Annotated in this window: 17 protein-coding genes; 1 reads left to right on the top strand and 16 read right to left on the bottom strand. The window is 72.0% G+C overall.

Annotated features, from left to right (window positions below):
• Positions 1–81: 81 nt before the first annotated feature.
• The 8 genes from ABH937_RS23050 to ABH937_RS23015 form a co-directional block, all read right to left on the bottom strand.
• Complete coding sequence (locus ABH937_RS23050) at positions 82–1,335, bottom strand: MFS transporter (RefSeq protein ID WP_370219286.1); 1,254 nt, start codon at positions 1,333–1,335, stop codon at positions 82–84.
• A complete protein-coding gene (locus tag ABH937_RS23045) occupies positions 1,332–2,414 on the bottom strand; it encodes a zinc-binding dehydrogenase (RefSeq protein ID WP_370219285.1) in 1,083 nt (360 codons plus the stop codon). Before ABH937_RS23045 ends, ABH937_RS23050 begins: the two co-directional genes overlap by 4 nt.
• Positions 2,411–3,232 (bottom strand): sugar phosphate isomerase/epimerase family protein, encoded by an 822-nt coding sequence (locus ABH937_RS23040; protein WP_370219284.1) that lies wholly within the window; start codon positions 3,230–3,232, stop codon positions 2,411–2,413. The genes ABH937_RS23045 and ABH937_RS23040 overlap by 4 nt, the downstream gene beginning before the upstream one ends.
• On the bottom strand, positions 3,229–4,341 hold the full coding sequence (locus ABH937_RS23035; protein ID WP_370219283.1) for an alcohol dehydrogenase catalytic domain-containing protein: 1,113 nt from the start codon (positions 4,339–4,341) through the stop codon (positions 3,229–3,231). Before ABH937_RS23035 ends, ABH937_RS23040 begins: the two co-directional genes overlap by 4 nt.
• Positions 4,338–5,354, bottom strand: a complete 1,017-nt coding sequence (locus tag ABH937_RS23030) for an ROK family protein (protein WP_370219282.1) — start codon at positions 5,352–5,354, stop codon at positions 4,338–4,340. Before ABH937_RS23030 ends, ABH937_RS23035 begins: the two co-directional genes overlap by 4 nt.
• Positions 5,351–6,031, bottom strand: a complete 681-nt coding sequence (locus ABH937_RS23025; protein ID WP_370219281.1) for an HAD-IA family hydrolase — start codon at positions 6,029–6,031, stop codon at positions 5,351–5,353. The genes ABH937_RS23030 and ABH937_RS23025 overlap by 4 nt, the downstream gene beginning before the upstream one ends.
• A 65-nt stretch (positions 6,032–6,096) precedes the next feature.
• On the bottom strand, positions 6,097–6,864 hold the full coding sequence (locus ABH937_RS23020; protein WP_280693000.1) for an SDR family oxidoreductase: 768 nt from the start codon (positions 6,862–6,864) through the stop codon (positions 6,097–6,099).
• Positions 6,861–8,108 (bottom strand): sedoheptulose 7-phosphate cyclase, encoded by a 1,248-nt coding sequence (locus tag ABH937_RS23015; RefSeq protein ID WP_280693001.1) that lies wholly within the window; start codon positions 8,106–8,108, stop codon positions 6,861–6,863. The genes ABH937_RS23020 and ABH937_RS23015 overlap by 4 nt, the downstream gene beginning before the upstream one ends.
• A gap of 257 nt (positions 8,109–8,365) precedes the next feature.
• On the opposite strand from ABH937_RS23015, the gene ABH937_RS23010 reads away from it, so the two are divergent.
• Positions 8,366–8,824: a hypothetical protein gene (locus ABH937_RS23010; RefSeq protein ID WP_280693002.1), complete on the top strand. Its 459-nt coding sequence runs from the start codon at positions 8,366–8,368 to the stop codon at positions 8,822–8,824.
• A gap of 5 nt (positions 8,825–8,829) precedes the next feature.
• Here ABH937_RS23010 and ABH937_RS23005 read toward each other — a convergent pair whose 3' ends face one another.
• The 8 genes from ABH937_RS23005 to ABH937_RS22970 form a co-directional block, all read right to left on the bottom strand.
• Positions 8,830–10,044 carry an MAB_1171c family putative transporter gene (locus ABH937_RS23005; RefSeq protein WP_280693003.1) on the bottom strand — a complete coding sequence of 405 codons (1,215 nt, stop codon included), beginning with the start codon at positions 10,042–10,044 and terminating at the stop codon, positions 8,830–8,832.
• Positions 10,041–10,475, bottom strand: coding sequence for a hypothetical protein (locus ABH937_RS23000; protein ID WP_370219280.1), 435 nt, complete (start codon positions 10,473–10,475; stop codon positions 10,041–10,043). The genes ABH937_RS23005 and ABH937_RS23000 overlap by 4 nt, the downstream gene beginning before the upstream one ends.
• Positions 10,476–10,800: 325 nt before the next feature.
• Positions 10,801–11,121: a DUF4387 domain-containing protein gene (locus ABH937_RS22995; protein WP_280693005.1), complete on the bottom strand. Its 321-nt coding sequence runs from the start codon at positions 11,119–11,121 to the stop codon at positions 10,801–10,803.
• Complete coding sequence (locus ABH937_RS22990; RefSeq protein WP_370219279.1) at positions 11,118–12,488, bottom strand: acyclic terpene utilization AtuA family protein; 1,371 nt, start codon at positions 12,486–12,488, stop codon at positions 11,118–11,120. Before ABH937_RS22990 ends, ABH937_RS22995 begins: the two co-directional genes overlap by 4 nt.
• A 143-nt stretch (positions 12,489–12,631) precedes the next feature.
• Positions 12,632–13,339 carry a GntR family transcriptional regulator gene (locus tag ABH937_RS22985; protein WP_370219278.1) on the bottom strand — a complete coding sequence of 236 codons (708 nt, stop codon included), beginning with the start codon at positions 13,337–13,339 and terminating at the stop codon, positions 12,632–12,634.
• Positions 13,340–13,372: 33 nt separating this feature from the next.
• Positions 13,373–14,515 (bottom strand): ABC transporter ATP-binding protein, encoded by a 1,143-nt coding sequence (locus ABH937_RS22980; protein ID WP_280693008.1) that lies wholly within the window; start codon positions 14,513–14,515, stop codon positions 13,373–13,375.
• On the bottom strand, positions 14,508–16,367 hold the full coding sequence (locus ABH937_RS22975) for an ABC transporter permease (protein ID WP_370219277.1): 1,860 nt from the start codon (positions 16,365–16,367) through the stop codon (positions 14,508–14,510). The genes ABH937_RS22980 and ABH937_RS22975 overlap by 8 nt, the downstream gene beginning before the upstream one ends.
• A gap of 7 nt (positions 16,368–16,374) precedes the next feature.
• Positions 16,375–17,517 carry an ABC transporter substrate-binding protein gene (locus ABH937_RS22970; RefSeq protein WP_370219276.1) on the bottom strand — a complete coding sequence of 381 codons (1,143 nt, stop codon included), beginning with the start codon at positions 17,515–17,517 and terminating at the stop codon, positions 16,375–16,377.
• Between the last annotated feature and the right edge of the window lie 24 nt (positions 17,518–17,541).

Here is a 17,541-nt window from a genome sequence, read left to right as displayed (position 1 = left end):
GGCACCTGCCGCCCCGGCCCCCACCGCCTGCCATACGATGACTATAGAAGCTCATTGGCTACTATACAAGCAGATTGTCCATTACGGACGCGCACTGACGGCAGGAACGGGCCGACGGACGACGACGGCGAGCAGCACCGCAGCCGCCAACACGGTCGAGGCGAGCGGCAGCCAAGCGGCCGAGCGGCCCAGCAGGACGGCGCCGAGCGCGGATCCGCCGGCGATCCCGACCTGGAATCCGGTGACGTAGATCGCTGACGCCCGATCAGCGTCCTGTGCCGCCAGGCGCATCACCCCCGTCTGGAAGACGGGCCCCGCCGCGGCGAACGCACCGCCCCAGAGAACCGCGGCGACGGCGGCCCCGGCATAGCGAACCGCCGTCGGAGCGGGCGCGAACGCGAGGGCCAGGAGGGCGACACCCGCCACGAACACCGCCATGGTGACGGTGGCGGCCTGCTGCGGTCTGGTGTCGTTGTACCGGCCGACGAGGTAGGTCGCGGCGGCCCCGGCCAGGCCGAAGACCGTCAGCAGCAGCACCGTCGAACGCGAGGTCCCGGTGACCTCGGTGACGATGACGGCGAAGTAGGTGTAGCTCAGGAAGTGCGCGGTGACCAGCAGCACCGCCACACCGCACAGGGTCAGCACCGCCGGCCAGTGCACCGCCCCGGGCCCGCCGTCCGACGCCCGCGCCGCCTCGTCCACCGCCCGGTCGTCCCGCTCGGCTGCGCCGCCGGCCGGCCGGAGCGGCCCGAGCGCGCAGGCGAGAGCGAGGGTGACCGCCACGGTGGCGGCCGCCAGCGCCAGGACGGTGGCCCGCCAGCCGATGAGTTCGCCGATCAGTGCCGTACCCGGACTGCCCACGATCGCCGCGAGCGAGGCCCCGGCGAAGACCGCGGCGGTCGCGGTCCCCACCCGCTCACGCGGCACCAGGGTGGCGGCCGCCGGAGCGACCAGCGACCACAGCACCCCGTGGGTCAGCGCCGCGGCGGCCCGGCTGACCACCATCATCGTGAACCCGGTCGCGGCCGAGGCGAGCAACTCGGCCACCACCAGGACCAGCAGGGAGGCCACCAGCGCCGTGCCGCGGGAGACACGCGAGGCGAGCGCCACGCTCGGGACCGTGACGAGCGCCGCGACCACGGCGTACCCGCTGATCAGCAGCCCGACCTGACCATCCGTCACTTCGAGGCTGCGGGCGATGTCGTGGATGAGCCCGACCGGGAAGACCTCGAAGGTGACGTAGACGAAGGTGGCGCCGGCGAGCGCGGCCAGGCGCGCGGCGGCCGGCGCGTCGATCCTGGCCGGCGCCGCCGCCGGCGCGATCGTGCCGCTCACGGGCCCTCAGCCCCCGTGGGTCGCAGCGCCGCGCGGACCGGCGCCCCCGGGGCGCCCGGATCCAGGACGGGCCCCAACTGGACCAGCACCTTGGGGCGAGTGCGGTTGCCGGCCGCCAGGCGGGCGAAGGCAGCGTCCAGTTCGTCGAGTTGGAAGACACGGTCGACGAGACTGTCCAGGTCGACCGCGCCCGACTGGACGAGCCCGACGAGCCGGTCCCAGTAGCCGATGCCGGACAGCACCCCGTGGAGCGTCACGTCACGGATCACCAGGGTCGCCGCGTCGAAGCCGTCGGTGGCGTGGTGCGGTGTCCCGAGCTGGGCTATCCGGCCGCCCGCCGCGACCAGGCGGACGGCGGAGCGGACCGCGGCCGTGCTGCCGGACGCCTCGATCACGGCGTCGTAGCACCCCTCGTCCGACGCGGCGGGGGCGGCCAGGGCACGCAGGCCGAGCCGGTGCGCCAGTTCGCGGGCGGCGGGCTGCGGGTCGAAGACGACCGGGTCGGCCCCGAGGGCTGCGGCGACCTGGGCCGCCGCGAGCCCCAGCGTGCCCGCGCCGAGCACCGCGACCCGGTCCTGACCGGTCACGGCGAGCCGGTCCACCGCGTGGACCGCCGCGGCGGTCGGCTCGAGCAGGGCTCCCGCGGCATCGGAGAGGCCGTCCGGGATCCGGACCAGGGTGTCCACCGGTGCCGTGAGCCACTGCGAACCGGCTCCGGGGTGGGGGCCGAGGACCCCGATCTCGCTGCGCTCGGGGCAGTACCTGATCCGCCCGGTGCGGCAGTGCGAACAGCTGCCGCAGGCACGGAAGTTGTGCCCCGAGACCCGCTGCCCGACGAGCGCCGGGTCCGCGCCGGGGCCCACCCCGACCACGGTGCCGATCCACTCGTGACCGATGACGAACGGGTAGCTTTTCAGGCCCTCGCGCAGGTAGTTGCTGCTGCCGTCGAAGAAGCCGAGATCGGTGCCGCACAGACCGAGCAGGCCCACCCGGACCAGCACCTCCTCGGGGCCCGGTTCGGGCGCGTCGACCTCGGTGATCGACACCGCGCGCACGGCGGTGAGTTGGATGGATTTCATCGTTCGTCCTCGTGGTGGCTGAGTTCGGCCGCGTTGCGGCAGAGCGTGATGTCGGTGCGCAGCCGGGCGATCGTGTGCCGGTAGTCGTTCTCCACGAGCACCGAGCGGGCGCCCGAGCACCGCAACAGGTCCGGCAGGTCGTCGTGGAAGGGGCACTGCGCGGCCCCGTCGTCCTCGTCGTCACCGGCGGCGCGGGTGGGGTCCTTGACGTGCAGGTCCGGCAGGAGCAGCCCGGCGGCACCGACCGTCCCGGCGAACTCCAGGGGGTCTTCACCGGCGTCCAGGAGGTTGCCGGCGTCCAGCACGAGCCGCAGCGCGGGGCGGTCCACCGCCCGGGCCAGGGCGAGGGAGTCGCGGGGGCCGAGCGGCGACTCGTAGGCGAGGGTCAGCCGCGCCGCCGCGACCCATTCGCCCACGATGCGCAGGGCATCGACGGTCCCCTCCCGCAGGCCCTGGGTCGTCGGCAGGCTCCGTCGGAAACCGGGGACGTGGAGCACCTGTGCCCCCAGGCGCTGCGCGCATTCCAGGGCTCGCTCCAGGAGGATCAGCGCCGCCGGATTCGCCGAACCCCACGGGTGCGCGAGGCCGATGTCGTTCACGTGGTTGACCGCGAGCACGGGGATCGGGATGTCCTTGGTGATCGCCTCGGCGGAGCGCAGCTCGCTTCGACCGCTCAGCAGGGGGCCGCGATGGGCGCCGCCGAAGTCAAGTTGCAGCAGGTCGGCCCCGGCCGCCAGGGCGAGCCGGGCCGCCGCGCGGCGATCGGTGCTGATCCGCCACTGCGGGGCGGCGACCGCCACGGCCGGTTCCGCGGTCATGGCCGCTCCCCCAGCCGGATCGCGGCCTTCAGCACCCGGCGCCCCTCGAGGACCCGACCGGTCCCGGCGAGCACCGAGTTGACCAGCTCGGCCGCGCCCGCCAGGTCCACCTCGTGTGTGAGCACGTGGTGGCCGAGGGGTTCGTCCCGCCGTTCCCGCAGCAGGTCGATCGCCTCCAGCAGGTGTTCCCGCGCCACTCCGCGATGGCCGCAGAGCAGCAGGGGACCGGTCGGACGGTCGAAGGCGTGCACGCGGGGCGGCCAGGGACCGCCTCCGCAGTTGGCCGCGCGCAACGTCGCGACGTCGAGTTCGCGGCCGGCCAGCGGGACGGCGCCCGACGGCAGGCCGGCGTGCACGTCGACCAGCACCGTGCCGGGCAGCTGACGGTCCACCACGGACAGCGCCTCCCGGGTCCCGGTCCGTGGGGTGGCGATCACGACGGCGGCCGGTGCGGGCAGGTCGGCCAACAGCTCCGGCAGGCCCGGGTCGTGCGGGTCGACCGCGTCGGCCCCGTGTCCCACCAGGAGGGTGCGCAGTGGGGGGAACTCACGCTGCCACGCCTCGCGGGCCAGCCGTCCCACGATGCCGTCCCCCCACACGACCAGGGCGGCGGGACGCAGGGTGTGCGCGGCGATCCGCAGGCCGTACAGGACCGAGGCGAGGGGCTCGGCCAGCGCGGCCACCCGCGCCCGGTCCGCGCCGGCCGGCACCGGGATGACCAGCCCGGCGCGGACGGCCGTGGCGGGAATCCGGGTCCGCTCCGCCCACAGGCCCGGCAGGTTGTGGCCGAGCAGGAACGAGGGGTCGCCAGGGTGGGTGGGGTTCACGGTGACCATGGAACCCACGGGCAGGCCGGTGTCACCGGGCTCGACGACGCGGGCTACTCCTTCGTGCCCCAGGACCGGACTCGGGTCGTCGCGCAGCCCACGCAGGATCTGCCAGTCGGTGCCGCAGATGCCGACGACCGCCGGTGCCAGCAGGGCATCACCCGGACCGAGCCGCGGCGTCGGCAGCTCGGCGACCTCGACGAAGGTGCGCCCTCGGGCGTCCGGTGGCCGGCGCACCAGCGCCCGGTGCGTCACGGCGCCCACGGCGCTCACGGCGCTCACGCGACGATCCCCGGCAGCCATCGGCCGAGGCGTTCCGCCCCGCGCAGCGCGTCGAGGCGACCTGGTCCGCAGAACACCAGCCGCTCGTCGAGCCAGTCCTGGCCGCGCCCCCGGTCGGCATAGGAGGTGGCCGCGCCGAGTTGGCGGCGCAGTTCCTCGGCGTAGTGACTGCCGAGGCCCTCGACGACGCCCCCGCCGAGACCGAGCAGATCGAGGTGGGGGTCCAGGCACCACAGGGTGCGGAGCATGTTCGCGACCGGTTCGACGCAGAGTTCGAGCAGCCGCCGCGCCGCGGGGTGGTGCGCGTCGAGTGCGCCGGGCAGCCACCGCACGACGGCGGGAGCCTCGGCGATGCCCAGCCGCTCGGCCACGCTCGCGATGCCGGGTCCGGAGGCGATCGAGGCGAGGTGGTCCCGCGCTCCGCAGGCGCAGGGCAGCCCCGCGATCCGGGGCTCGGACCCGCTCGTCATGGCCGGGAGGTGGCCGATCTCGCCCTGCAGCCCCCATCCGTCGACCGGGATCAGGTTCCGGTCCAGGTCGGCGACGCGCATCGCGATGCCGCTGCTGATGGTCAGGTAGCCGATCCGCCGGACACCGGGCCTGGCGTGCGTGGCGGCGAAGTCCACCAGAGCCGCGGTGACGTCGTTGACCAGCAGCCAGCTGACGTCGGGACGGCGGCGCCGCAACGCCGCTGCCAGGTCGTAGGGGGCGGCCTCGGATCCCCACAGCGGCGCCGATCCGTAGACGGTGCCGGTGAGGTGGTCGATGGCCGCGCCGAAGGAGATCGCGGTTCGGGCGCCGGGCGGCGCGGCCCGGCACAGCAGCTCGACCATCTCCTCCCGCAGGGCCTCGACCGACCGGTCGGGGTGGTTGAGCCGGCTGGGCGAGCGCAGCTTCTCGACCGGCGCCTGCGCTCCCCCGACCCGCAGGCGCACCCAGGTGCCGCCGATGTCCGCCGCGAGGGCCGTCGGTGCCGGCGATCCGGCCCCGGCCGTCACGGCAGGGCTCGTCACAGCCGGGCCGTCGGACCGACGGCGACCGGCTCGGGAAGGGTCAACACCACGCCGGGGCGCGCGGGGTCGGCCGTGACCTGGAAGCCGCGGAAGTCGGCGTACCGTTCGCACACCCCGTCACGGGTAGCGAGGGTGCCGATGACCACGGTGCGCCCGCCGCTGGCCAGCCCCGCCCGGACACCCGCCTCGGAGTCCTCGAAGACGATCGTGGCGGCCGGCTCGGCGCCCAGCACGGCAGCGGCCAGCAGGTAACCCTCGGGGTGCGGCTTGCCGTGGGTCACGTCGTCCGCGCTCACCAGCACCTCGGGCACGGGGAGCCCCGCCGCGGCGAGCCTGACCGTGGCCAGCTTCCGGCCGGCCGAGGTGACGACGGCCCAGGAGCCCTGCGGCAGCGCCGCGAGGAGTTCGCGGGCGCCGGGGACCTGCGTGATGCCGGCGGTCTGCGACTCCTCGCGCGCGACCAGCCTGCGGGTCTCCGAGGCGGCCAGCCGCGGATCGGGGATGAAGTGGCCCACGGTCTTCGCGGTGGGGCGGCCGTGGGCGAAGGCCAGCACCTGCTCGAGGTCGAGTCCGTGCCGATCGCTGAAGCCGGCCCAGGTGGACTCGACGAGCGCGGTCGAGTCCACCAGGGTGCCGTCCATGTCGAACAGCAGCGCTGCCCCGTGTAGTTGTGGCAAGAGGTCCTCCTGGGACGTCGGCGGCGGGAGAGCCGGCGATGGGCGGGTGCGCATCGCTTCGCTTCCTACTGGTGGGAGTTGGCCAGGGAGCGTGACTGGGACACCGGCAGCGCGTCGTCGACCGACGCCCAGCTGGTGTCCTCGTGCACGACCAGTGCCCGGCCGGCGTACGGCACACCGCGGGTGCGGGCGAGTTCGACGGCCAGCGGTGCGAAGGCGGCCGGCGCCATGTAGCCGCTGTAGTCGAAGTCCGCCGACCGGCGGGCGCGGATCCCCGGGGAATCGACCATGCCCGCGGGCAGCGCCTGGACGAAGGTGACCTCGGCGGGGTCGATCTCCTGGGAGACGGACCCGATCAGCGAACTGGCCGCGGCCTTGGTGGCGGCATACCCCGACCGGTGGGGGCCAGCGTTGTAGACCACCTCGGACGAGATGTGCAGGAACATCCCGGGGGTGGCTGCGCGCAGGGCCGGCAGCGCCGCCCGCAGCGTCCAGGACAGGCCGTGCACGTTGACGGCGAACTGGTCGAGCCAGTCGCTCTCGGTCGTCCGCGTGAACGGCTCACGCCGGGCGGTGAAGTAGACCGCCGAGTAGCAGACCAGGTCGACCCGGGACGGAATGCCGCGGCGCAGCGCCTCCTTGGCCGCCTCGGCGTCGCGCAGGTCGAGCTGATGCCACACCAGGTGCTCGCCGCCGGGGCCGGTCGGCCTGCTGCGGCTGAACACGTGGGTCTCGATGCCCGACGAGGCCCAGGCATCGGCGACGCCCCGCCCGATTCCGGTCGATCCGCCGACCACGACCGCCGTGGCGCCCCGGCGGTCCGCGCCGCTCATGCGCCCACCGGCGCGGACACCAACGCCCCGACCGAGGCGGCGAACGGCGACTCCTGGGCCTGCGTGCGCAGCAGCCGGGCCGCGTCACGCAGTTCCGTCGGCGTGACGTCGTTGACGAAGTGGTGGCGCCCGATGCCGACCGGCAGCGGCAGCCGCTGCTGGCCGTCACGGTGGCGCACCGTCTCCCGCAGGGCGTTCTCCAGCAGCAGCGGGTCGTCCAGCACGTCGTTCCACAACGGCAGCCCGAGAGCCCGGATCACGGCGTAGACCCGGTCGGCCTGGGCCTGGCTGACGTCGCCGCGCAGGGTCGCCAGGGCCGTCGTGAGGGCCATGTCGATCACCACGGCCTCACCGTGCAGCAACTCGGGCAGCGCGTGCATCTCGATGGTCGGGCTGAAGGTGTGACCGTAGTCCACGCACCGCTCCAGCGAGGACTCCCACAGATTGGGCTGCAGTTCCTCGAGCATGAGGTGAATGGACTCGGCGATGATCGTGTCCGCGGCCGAGGCGAGCTCCCGGGTCGTCCCCTGGAACCGGTCGGCGCGCACGGCCGCACCGCGCGACTCCAGCAGGGTGAACAGGTCCTCGGACCGGATGAGGGCCATCTTCAGGATCTCGGCCAGACCGTTGCTGATGTGCCGCAGGTCCAGGCTGCGCAGGAACGAGCGGTCCAGGAACGTGGCCGTGGCCGGCGCGTACGTCCCCAGCCGGTTCTTGCCGAGCTCGTAGTTGACGCCGGTCTTGACCCCGACTCCGGCGTCGACCAGGCCGATCAGTGTGGTGGGGATCCGGATGTACGGCGTGCCACGCCGGTAGAGGCTCGCCGCGAAGCCGACGATGTCGGTCAACACGCCGCCTCCGATGGCGATCACCGGCTCGCGGCGGCGGTCGATCCCGAAGCCGTTCATCGCGTCGACGACACGGGAGACGGCGTCCCACTGCTTCACCGTCTCGTCGGCACGCAGCGCCACGACCTCGGCGTCGACCGCGTGATGGGCGAAGTACGCACGCACCGAGGCGCCGTAGAGCGCGTCGACGTTCTCGTCGATGACGACGAGCCGCCGGTCCCCCGGGCCCAACGGCACGTCCGGGCAGCCGGTCAGCAGGGCCGTGTTGCCGGGGATGAACAGGCCGTCGGAGCTGACGACGTGGTAGCGCACCTGACGAACGGCCTCGACCGTCCAGACCGGCCCGTTGTCGACAGCCTGGCGAAGGCCCTGAGTGAAAGCAGTACCGCTGCGCATGTCCCCTCCAGTTCGAGCGCCGAAACACTAGACATAAGACCCTTTTATCAGCTCGTTGTCCAGTATATTAGCAGCACTGCTCTGTAGATGACATCTGTGTTAAACTTTGAGCGCAGCAGTGACATTTCGTACGGCCGCGCGGGCAGAGTGCACGTGCGTCGAGTCGGAGGTCCTGTGCGCTCGTACACCGGAACCCCCGGTCACCGAGCCCCAAGTCACCAGAGCCCGAGTCACCGAAGCCCAGGGAGGTGGGTCGCATGGCAACGCTGGCGGAACGCCTGAACTCCTGGTTCGCCGATGCCGCGACCGCAGACGCCGTCGGCCGCCATCGCGAGCCGTCGACGTCCGAGGTCGCGCAGGCCATCTCGGAGGACCCGAGCCATGACGTGACGATCTCCAGGAGCTACCTGACGGCGCTGCGCAACGGGTCGCAGACCAACCCGACGGTGAACGTGCTCTCGGCGATCGTGAAGTACTTCCAGGGCCGGGACATGACCCTGCCGGTGTCGGTGAGCGCGCTGGTCAACGAGAAGGCTCCGGCCCCGGCCGTCGAGGAGAAGGACGAGTGGGCGGCGGCACTGTCCGACCGTCAGGTGCGCTCGATCGCGATGCGGGCGGGCCGGCTCACTCCCGGTCTGCGCGAGCAACTGCTGTCGATCATGGACGTGTTGGACGCGTCGAAGGAATCCGCCGCCGGCGAGGACGACGACGCGTAAGGGCCCTACCGGGCCGAGGCCGAGGGGGCGGGACTGCCCGCGGGCGGTCGGCGTACCGGCACGGAACCGGTGCGCAGCGCCCGCAGTTCATCGGAGAGCCGGATGAGGGCGACGAGATCGTTCTCGTAGTCGTAGCCGTCGATGCGGTAACGCCCCTCCGGGGCGAGGACGAAGGTCGGCGTCATCGGCAGCGCGTCACCCCCCTCACCGCGGTCTGCGATGATGCGCAACGCGCGATCGATGAGCTGGGCGGACGTTCGCGGGTCGTCATGCCGCGCGGGATCCGACCCGTCCTCCGCAGCGAGCCGCAGGTAGGGGCCGAGCCGGGTCAGGCCGTCCCGGCACTCCACGTAACGGCGGTAGACGGCTTGGGCGTTCGCGGGCACCAGCCGTCGGCGTCGGCTGCGGTGGTCGAGGACCAGCTCGGGATGGAACTCCACCAGCCGGTTCCACAACTCCTCCAGACCGTGGAACTGGGCGCGGCAGTCCAGCCTCTCCTGCGCGATCTGCACCACGCTCACCAGGAACGGCAGAGTCAGCCCGGCACACACCACGATGGTGGCGATCTGGCCGAAGACGAAGTCGTCCTCGTACGTGATCAGCCGTCCGGGCTCCCGGAGCACGGGCACGTTGACCCAGAGGAAACGGAAGAAGCAGGACAGGGCCAACCCGGTCAGCCCGACCGAGATGGTGGCCAACGACAGCCTGCGCAGTGAACGCCCGCGCCGCGCGTGGCCCCCGGCGAGAACGGCGCAGGCGGCGTACCCGAAGAGCAGGTAGAAGTTGCCGAGGTTGTAGAACGCCCGCACGCGCCAGTCCACCAGGAAGGCGGACGTCAGGACGTGGTTGCGCCGAGGCGACGGCAGAAGCACCGTTGCGAGGATCATTCCCACCAGGCAGACCAGGAGGGCACCGATCTCCCAGGGCCACGGAAACCTCCAGCGGTTCAGTGGACTCTCGCGCAGGAAGCCGACCATGAGGCAGAGCCCGGTCAACACCGCCATGTTGTAGGTGACTTTGGTGAACCCGGCGAAGGTGCAATCGTCGACGAACCGCAGGACGGGCGGCTGGTACAGCACGTTCCCCACGCCCATCAGGAACAGGGACAGGCACAGGTGCAGCCGCATCGGGTCCCGGAAACGCCGCTGGATCAGGGCAGGCAGCGTCCACGCGGCGCCACCGAGGAGCGTGACGATCGCGACCAGGTTGAGCACGCTCACGTCAGCCCGTCTGTGAGAACGAGGCTGTTGTAGACGGAGGGCCGCCACGGCTCGTCGAGACCGTAGCGCCGCGTGCGACGGCTCATCGATATGGCGTACTGCATGATCGTGGAAGCGATGATCTCGGCGTCCCGCTCGTCCCGGTCGGAGTAGCACGTCCGGAACTGCATCTGCGTCGCCGGCCGCTCGCCCGCGAGGTCGTAGGCGACGATGTGTCCGACCTCATGCAGGATGATGTGCGCCTGGTGCGCCTTGGTGGTTTTCGCCTGATAGGCGATCACATCCTCGTCGTGGCGCGAAATCAGCACACCGAAAGGCCCGTCGGCCGGAAGATCCCATTCCAGCAGTTTGATCGGTGTACCGCGCAGCTCGCCGATCGAGTCGCACAGAGTGGTAACGCTCAATGGCAGCGACGGCGCGAGACGCCGCATCAAACGGCGGCTGTGAGAGCGAAGTTGAGCATCACGCAGCCGGCCCCCGCGCACCCCGAAAGGTTGGCCCGAGCTATACCGAACCCGACTACCGAACATGCAGATCCCCCTGACGCTACGCTACACCAGCCCGAACACCCGCGCGATGACGCGATGTCGAGTCGATGCCGACCAGGAATCAACCTACGACACCCGCCGATCGGACACGGAGGATATTCGGCAACACTACAACCAGCGACAATGTGCCGGTCGGTGGGACTGTCGCAGCAGCAGACGGAGGCGGCCGGCCCGCGCACCCGGGCCGGTCACCCCGGATTCGCGTGGCTCAGCGGGGCGGTGCGGGGATCTCCAGGTCGACCAGCGGGGCGTACTGCTGGCCGCCGTAGCTGTCGGAGTCGTGGATGTCGCCCTGGCGGACCGGCCGGGGCAGCGAGACCTTCACCGCCTGGGCGCGGTCGTGGTGGACGACCAGGACATCCCGCGGGTCGGCGCCGTACAGGTCGGCGAAGAGCTGCGGGGTGAGCACCCCGGAGGTGCGCAGCCGGTCGTAGCCGTCCTGGTCGTGGCACATGAAGTCGAAGGTGAGGACGAACGGGCCGGCGTTCTTGGAGCGGATCAGCGAGCACAGGTCGAGCAGCCGGGTCACGGGGTCACCTCTTCGTGGACGGTGCGGAACATCTCATGGGGCGTGCCGGGGAGCGCGACGTGGTTGAGCGTGAACTGGTACACCGGGCCGCGGTCGGTCTCCGGGGGCGAGAAGGGGAAGGCGATGGTGCTGGCCAGGCCCTCGTACTGCGGGATCGGCAGGTGCGAGCTGGTGTGGGTCACGAAGGTCGCGATCGCACTGGCGGTGGCCTGGGTGGGGGCGGTGACGGTGATCAGCACGCCCAGTTCGTGGGCGGGCTGTTCGCGGTCCGGGTCGCGCCCGCCCAGCACGGCGTCGCGGCCGTAGAGGCGGTAGTCGATGTCGATGTCGTCGGGGTTGACGCGGCCGGCGAAGACGTCGCGGATCTTCGCCCGGAAGTACTCCTGGGCCTTGGGCAACAGGCTCGGCAACTGCTCGATGACGACCCGGTCGCGGATGCCGCCGACGGCGATGCTCTGGTAACCGACCAGCCGGGAGCCCTCCAGCTTGACCGTGTAGGTGTCGCTGGGACGGTAGACGGCGCCGGCCACCCGCACCCGGCGCTCGTCCAGGGCGGTGTAGGTCGCGTCGGTGGTGTCCAGCACGCCGGAGGGCTCGGTGATCAGGTAGGGGTTGGCGTTCTCGTACAGGGTGTGGGCGGCCACCGAGTGCGGGGTCAGCCGGGCGCCCGGGTCCAGCGGTTCGACGTCGAAGTGGTCCTCGCGCAGGTGGACGAAGAGGCCGTCCGCGCTGGGCGGGATCGCACACGCGGCGCCGCACTCGACGGTCTTGGCCGCGTGCCAGGTCAGCCCCGGGTCGGCGCCCATCGCGTGCGGCAGCGCCGCGTACAGGGCGGTGTCGCTGGCCCGCCCGGCGAGGACCACGTCGGCGCCCTCGCTCAGCGCCCGCTGGATCGGCTCGACGCCCATCATGCCGACCACCTGACTGCCCGTCAGGGTCTCCAGGTCGATCGGCGGCGCCGGGTGCAGCGGGCGGATGCGGCCCTGCTCGTAGCGCTCGGTGAGGTAGCCGGGGTCCTGGTCGGCGTAGATGAGGGCGAGCTTGAAGGACAGGCCCTCCTGCCGCGCGATCTCGCGGGCGAGCTCGGCGACCTGGTCGACGCCGATGTCGCGTCCGCTGGTGCCGCAGGAGCCGATGATCAGCGGGACGCCGAGGGTGTCGCGGGCCTTCAGCAGCAGCCGCAGGTCGCGGCCGACGGCTTCGCGGGAGAGTTTCGGCTGCCCGCTGCCCAGGTAGTAGGGGCCGCTGTCGGTGGAGCCCGCGTCGCAGGCGATGACGTGCGGGCGCAGGGCGACGCCCCGTTCCAGCGACTCGACGCGGAAGCCCGCGCCGAGGACGCCGGTGGGCGCCAGGATCCTGATCTCCATCTGGTGGGTCGCTTTCTGTGAGTTGTAAGCTATTTGCTATAGCACATGTCCTGTAGAACGACCCGCGCATCGCCGCCGCTCAGCGGACCGCTATCGGACCACGCGCTGGCGCTGCTGGCACTGCTGGCACTGCACGCGCCGCTTCAGACGTCCCAGCCGGCGAGGTCCGCGACGCCCGCGGCCGCGTGGGTACGGGCCAACTGCTCGGCGCGGTCGCCGTCATGCGCGCGCAGCGCGGCGAGGAGCTCGCGGTGCTGGCCGTAGCGCTGGATCGGCCCCGAGGCTCCGGCGGCGAGTTGGGCCACGGTGATCTCCAGCCGCTCGGAGCGGCTGAAGGCCCGAACCTGGTCCAGCGCGCGGGCCAGGTGGCTGTTGTCCGCCGCGGTCTCCACCAAGTCGTGGAAGTCCCGCAGCGCGGTGAAGACGCGCTCGACCTTGTCGGGGTTGAGCTGTCGGCCGACGTCGCGCTCGGCGCGCAGTGCCAAGCCCGCCGCGTCCGCGTCGTCGAGCAGTCGCTCCAGCCGGTCGAGTTGCTTGGCGGTGGCCTTCTGGGCGGCGAACCGGGCGGCCACTCCCTCCAGGGACGCCTCGATCAGCCCGCTCTCGCTTCGGGCCTGCGGGGAGACCGTGGCCACCCGCAGTGAGCGGGGCCCGGTGTGTTCGACCAACTGCTCCTGCTCGAGCCGGCGCAGGGCCTCGCGGACTGGGGTGGCGCTGACGCCGAGGCCGGCGGCCAGGCCCCGCTCGGTGATCTTCTCGCCCCACGGCAGGTCGCCCTGGATGATCGCCGCCCGCAGGGCTCGGTACGCCTGGTCGGCCAGTGTCTGGGAGCTGAGGGCTGGAAGCGTCATATGACCCATTTGTTGTCTGCTACAGCACACTTGTCAAACAGCACGTAGCACGGACGGAGCCACCGCCCGTCCGAGGTCGGCTTCGCGGTCGGCAGGGACCGGCTCGTCGGTGACGAGACTGGCGGCGGCGGGGGCCGGCGTGACCTGGACGGTGACGCCGTGGACGCGGCGGGTGCTGAGGGCCTGGAGGGAATGCGGTCCCACCTGGAGGGTGTAGAGATAGTGGTCGCCGAGGAAGGTCAGCTGGGTGACCTCGGCCTGCCAACCGGCGCCACCCGCGCCGGTTCGCGGCTCGCTGAGGATGAGCGCCTCGGGTCGAATCGCCGCGGTCGCGATGCCGGGCGCCGAACCGGCTTCGCCGTGGCAGGGGATGCCGCCCGGTAGCCCCGGGACCTCCAGCAGCACGGTGTCGGCGCCGGTCCGGCGGGCGGTGCCGGTCACGAAGTTGCAGCGGCCCAGGAAGTCGGCGACGAACCGGCTGCCGGGGCGGTGGTAGACCTCCTCGGGCGTGCCCGCGCGAACGATGCGACCGCCGTTCATGACCAGGATCCGGTCGCTCATGGCGAGCGCCTCGGTCTGGTCGTGGGTGACGAAGACCGTGCTGATGCCGAGCTCGCGTTGCAGCTCGCCGAGCCATTCGCGGGCCCGTTCGCGCAGCTTGGCGTCCAGGTTGGAGAACGGCTCGTCGAGCAGCAGCGCGCTGGGCCGGTGGGCCAGCGCCCTGGCCAGCGCGACGCGTTGCTGCTGGCCGCCGGAGAGCTGGTGCGGGTGCGCGGCCGCACGGTGACCGAGTTCGACCAGGTCGAGGACCTCGCCGACGCGGCGGGTGATCTCGGCCTTGCCGACGCGGCGGATCTTCAGCGGGAAGCCCACGTTCTGTGCCACCGTCAGGTGCGGCCACAGCGCGTAGGACTGGAAGACCACGCCCAACTCCCGCTGCTCGGCCGGGAGATTGCGGCGAGCGGCGGCGTCGAAGAGCACCCGGTCGCCGTGCGCGATGGTGCCGGCGTCGGGGGTGTGGAAGCCGGCGATGGACATCAGGGTGGTGGTCTTGCCGCAGCCGCTGGGGCCGAGCAGGGTGACGAACTCGCCGTCGGGGACGGTGAAGTCGACCTGGTCCAGGACGCGGGCGGACCCGAAGGCCTGGGTCAGCCGGCGGACGGAGATCTCAGGCATGGCGGCCTCTCTCGCTCGTCTCGTTCATCTTGCTTGCCTTGCCTGTCTTGCCTGTCTTGTCTGCCTTGCCTGTCTTGTCTGTCTTGCGTGCCCTGCTTGCTGCGCTCGTCTTGCGCAGGGTCCACCCGAGGCCGATCGCCAAGGCGCCGGCGACCAGCAGGACTTGGACCAGAGCCAGGGCGGCGACCGGCCCGGGGAGCCCCTTGGACCAGGTCTGGAGCATGGTGGTGCCGAGCAGTTCGGTGCCGGGCTTGGTCAGGAACACCACCGGGTCGTAGTCGCTGACCAGGGTGACGAACATCAGCACCAGAGCGCTGAGCAGCGCCGGACGCAGCAACGGCAGCGTGATGCGACGGGTGGTGGTCCACCAGCTCGCGCCCGAGCCGGCGGCGGCCCTGGCCAGTTCCGGGCTGATCCGAGCCAGCGCCGGGCTCAGGACGATGTAGGCGAGCGTCATGTTCCGCACGCACAGGGCGAGCAGCTCGCCCCAGAGGCTGTTGCGCAGCAGCGCGCCCGGCCAGTCGACGATCAGGAACAGCCAGAAGAAGCCGACGCCGAAGACGATGCCGGGGGTGGCGCGGGGGTAGACCAGCAGCGCGGGCAGGGTGCGGCGCAGCCGGAAGCGGGAGCGGTGGGCGACGACCGTGGCGAGCGCCACCAGCGCGACGGTGGCCACGCTGCCGACCACCGCGACCAGCAGGCTGTCGGTGATCGCGCGGTGCAGGGTGGGATCGGTCCAGATCTGGTGCCAGTTGGCGCCGGTCCACAGGTGCCAGGGCACCACCAGCGTGGTCAGGTCGGTGACCGATGACATCAGGGCCAGGCCCAGCAGCGGGATCACGCAGGTCAGGGCCACGAAGCCGGCCATGCCCGCCACCGCCGGGAGCCGCCAGCGGCCCAGGTCCAGGGGACGGGCCGGCGGGGCGGCCCGGGTGCCGGCGGTGTAGCGGGCGGCGTGCCGCAGCAGCCGGCCGCGGGTGATCAGGATGGCCGAGGCCACCACGAGCAGCAGGATCGCGCCGGCGGAGACGATCGGCGGGTCGGGGACGGCGCTGTTGGACCACGTGTCGTAGAGGTAGCTGGCGATGAAGCTGATGTGCGCCGGGCGGCCCAGGAAGAGCGGGATGCCCAGCACCTCGAGGCAGAGCGTGAAGATGAGCATCCCGCTGTCGAGCAGGGCGGTGCGCAGCATCGGCACGGTCACGGTGCGCAGGACGCGCGGCGTTCCGCCGCCGGAGGCGCGCACGGCGTCCTCCAGCGTGCCGTCCGCACCCTCCAGCACCGCCTTGCAGGTCAGGTAGGCGATGGGGAGGGTGACCACCGCGCCGAGCACGGACATGCCGGGGAGCGAGGTGAGATTCCAGGCGGGCAGGTGCAGGTTCTTGGACCACAGCTGGGTCAGGTAGCCGGCCGGTCCGTACAGCGACTCCCAGCCGACGATCAGTCCCAGCGGCGGAATCAGCAGCGGGGCCGACAGGGCCGGGCCCAGCCAGCGCCGGCCGGGCAGGTTGGTGCGGGTGACCAGGACGGCGAAGGTGGCGCCGAGCAGCACCGCGAGTGCGGTGGCGCTCAGCGCGAACAGGGCGGTGTTCAGGGCGGCCTGACGGAACGCCGGATCGGCGAAGAGCTTCCCGTAGGCGTCGACGCTGAACACGCCGCCGGGCAGGTAGTAGGGCTTGGAGCGCAGCGAGGTGACGACCAAGGGCGCGAGGGGGGCCAGGGTCAGCACGGCGACCGCGGCCCAGACCAGGTACTGGCCGGGTCCCTGAGGGAGGTGGCGGCGGCGCCGGTCGCGCGGGGCGACCGGGGCGGCGGCAAGCAGGTGCGAGTGCGGGTGCGGGTGCGGGGTCATGGCGGGGTCAGTGGCCCAGGGCCTTGTTCCAGCGGTCGGTGATGGCCTTCTGCTGGTCGACCACGTCCTGGGAGACCGGGACGAGGTAGGTGGTGTTGGCGGGCACGTGCTTGGCCAGATCGGTCAGATCCGCGGTGCAGCCGCTCGCGGACCGGAAGTCGTTCATCGAGGCCTCCATCCCGGCCGCGCACATCACCTGCTGGCCCTCGGCGCTGTAGAGGTAGTCCAGGAAGAGCTGGGCCGAGGCGGGCGACGCCGCGCCGGCGGTCTGCGTGATCAGCCGCGGCACCAGCGGGGTGGCGTCGCTCATGTACCCGTAGTCGGCCAGGCCCTTGTACTGCGGGACCACGGCCTGGGCCAGCCCGCTGGAGAGCCAGGCGACCGAGGCTCCGCCCTGGGCCAGGTACTGCATGCCGTCCAGGCCCTCGTCCATGGTCCTGGTGTGCGGGCCGTAGGCGTCCAGCCGGCCGTAGGCGGTGTCGGCGCCCAGGATGTGGGTCAGGCCGTAGACCGCCTCGTAGCCCAGCGGGTTGTTGGGCGAGTAGCTGACCAGCGGGAAGTGGGACGGGTCGTTCTTGACGCTCGCGGCCAACTGCGCGTAGCTGGTGGGGATCTGGCTCCCGGACAGCTCCTTGGTGTTCCAGGCGACCAGCACCGGGTCGGGCGACATCACGTACACGCCGTGGCCCTGGTCGGTGTAGCTCGGGAAGTTCGCCAGGCCCTGCGGGGTGACGCCGGCGAACAGGCCGTTCTGCTCGCCCTGCAGCACCTGGGCGATCGAGTCGGAGATCAGCAGGTCGGCGCTGCGGGCCTGCTGCGCGTGCTCGGACTGGTACTTGCTGTAGACCTGGTTGTCCGAGAGCTGCGAGTACGCCGGCTTGATCCACGGGTACGTCTTGGTGAAGTCGTCCAGCAGCGGCTGGATCACGGCCGTCGGCGCGTTGCCGTACATGATCAGCCCGGACTCGCCGTGCGACTTGGTGACCAGGTCGGCGACCGCCGCCGGGGCGGCGGGGGTGGCGGCGGCGGGCGGCTGCACCGAGGTGGAACTCTTCGAGCAGCCGGCCATGGCCGCGCCCAGGGCGAGGGCGGTGACCGCCAGGGCGGTGGCGGAGCGAGAGCGAGAGCGAGAGCGACGAGCGAGCATCATTGGCCTCTCTGAGCGGCAGCAAAT

The organism is Kitasatospora sp. GAS1066B (genome assembly GCF_041262605.1).
Classification (GTDB): Bacteria; Actinomycetota; Actinomycetes; order Streptomycetales; family Streptomycetaceae; genus Kitasatospora.
This window is presented reverse-complemented; position numbering and strand designations above follow the sequence as displayed.

What these genes read in the sequence shown, in the direction of transcription:
- ABH937_RS23045 (WP_370219285.1), bottom strand. Translation starts at nt 2,414, where the DNA reads ATGAAATCCATCCAACTCACCGCCGTGCGCGCGGTGTCGATCACCGAG.
- ABH937_RS23040 (WP_370219284.1), bottom strand. Translation starts at nt 3,232, where the DNA reads ATGACCGCGGAACCGGCCGTGGCGGTCGCCGCCCCGCAGTGGCGGATC.
- ABH937_RS23020 (WP_280693000.1), bottom strand. Translation starts at nt 6,864, where the DNA reads ATGAGCGGCGCGGACCGCCGGGGCGCCACGGCGGTCGTGGTCGGCGGA.
- ABH937_RS23015 (WP_280693001.1), bottom strand. Translation starts at nt 8,108, where the DNA reads ATGCGCAGCGGTACTGCTTTCACTCAGGGCCTTCGCCAGGCTGTCGAC.
- ABH937_RS23010 (WP_280693002.1), top strand. Translation starts at nt 8,366, where the DNA reads ATGGCAACGCTGGCGGAACGCCTGAACTCCTGGTTCGCCGATGCCGCG.
- ABH937_RS23000 (WP_370219280.1), bottom strand. Translation starts at nt 10,475, where the DNA reads ATGCGGCGTCTCGCGCCGTCGCTGCCATTGAGCGTTACCACTCTGTGC.
- ABH937_RS22990 (WP_370219279.1), bottom strand. Translation starts at nt 12,488, where the DNA reads ATGGAGATCAGGATCCTGGCGCCCACCGGCGTCCTCGGCGCGGGCTTC.
- ABH937_RS22985 (WP_370219278.1), bottom strand. Translation starts at nt 13,339, where the DNA reads ATGACGCTTCCAGCCCTCAGCTCCCAGACACTGGCCGACCAGGCGTAC.
- ABH937_RS22980 (WP_280693008.1), bottom strand. Translation starts at nt 14,515, where the DNA reads ATGCCTGAGATCTCCGTCCGCCGGCTGACCCAGGCCTTCGGGTCCGCC.
- ABH937_RS22975 (WP_370219277.1), bottom strand. Translation starts at nt 16,367, where the DNA reads ATGACCCCGCACCCGCACCCGCACTCGCACCTGCTTGCCGCCGCCCCG.
- ABH937_RS22970 (WP_370219276.1), bottom strand. Translation starts at nt 17,517, where the DNA reads ATGATGCTCGCTCGTCGCTCTCGCTCTCGCTCTCGCTCCGCCACCGCC.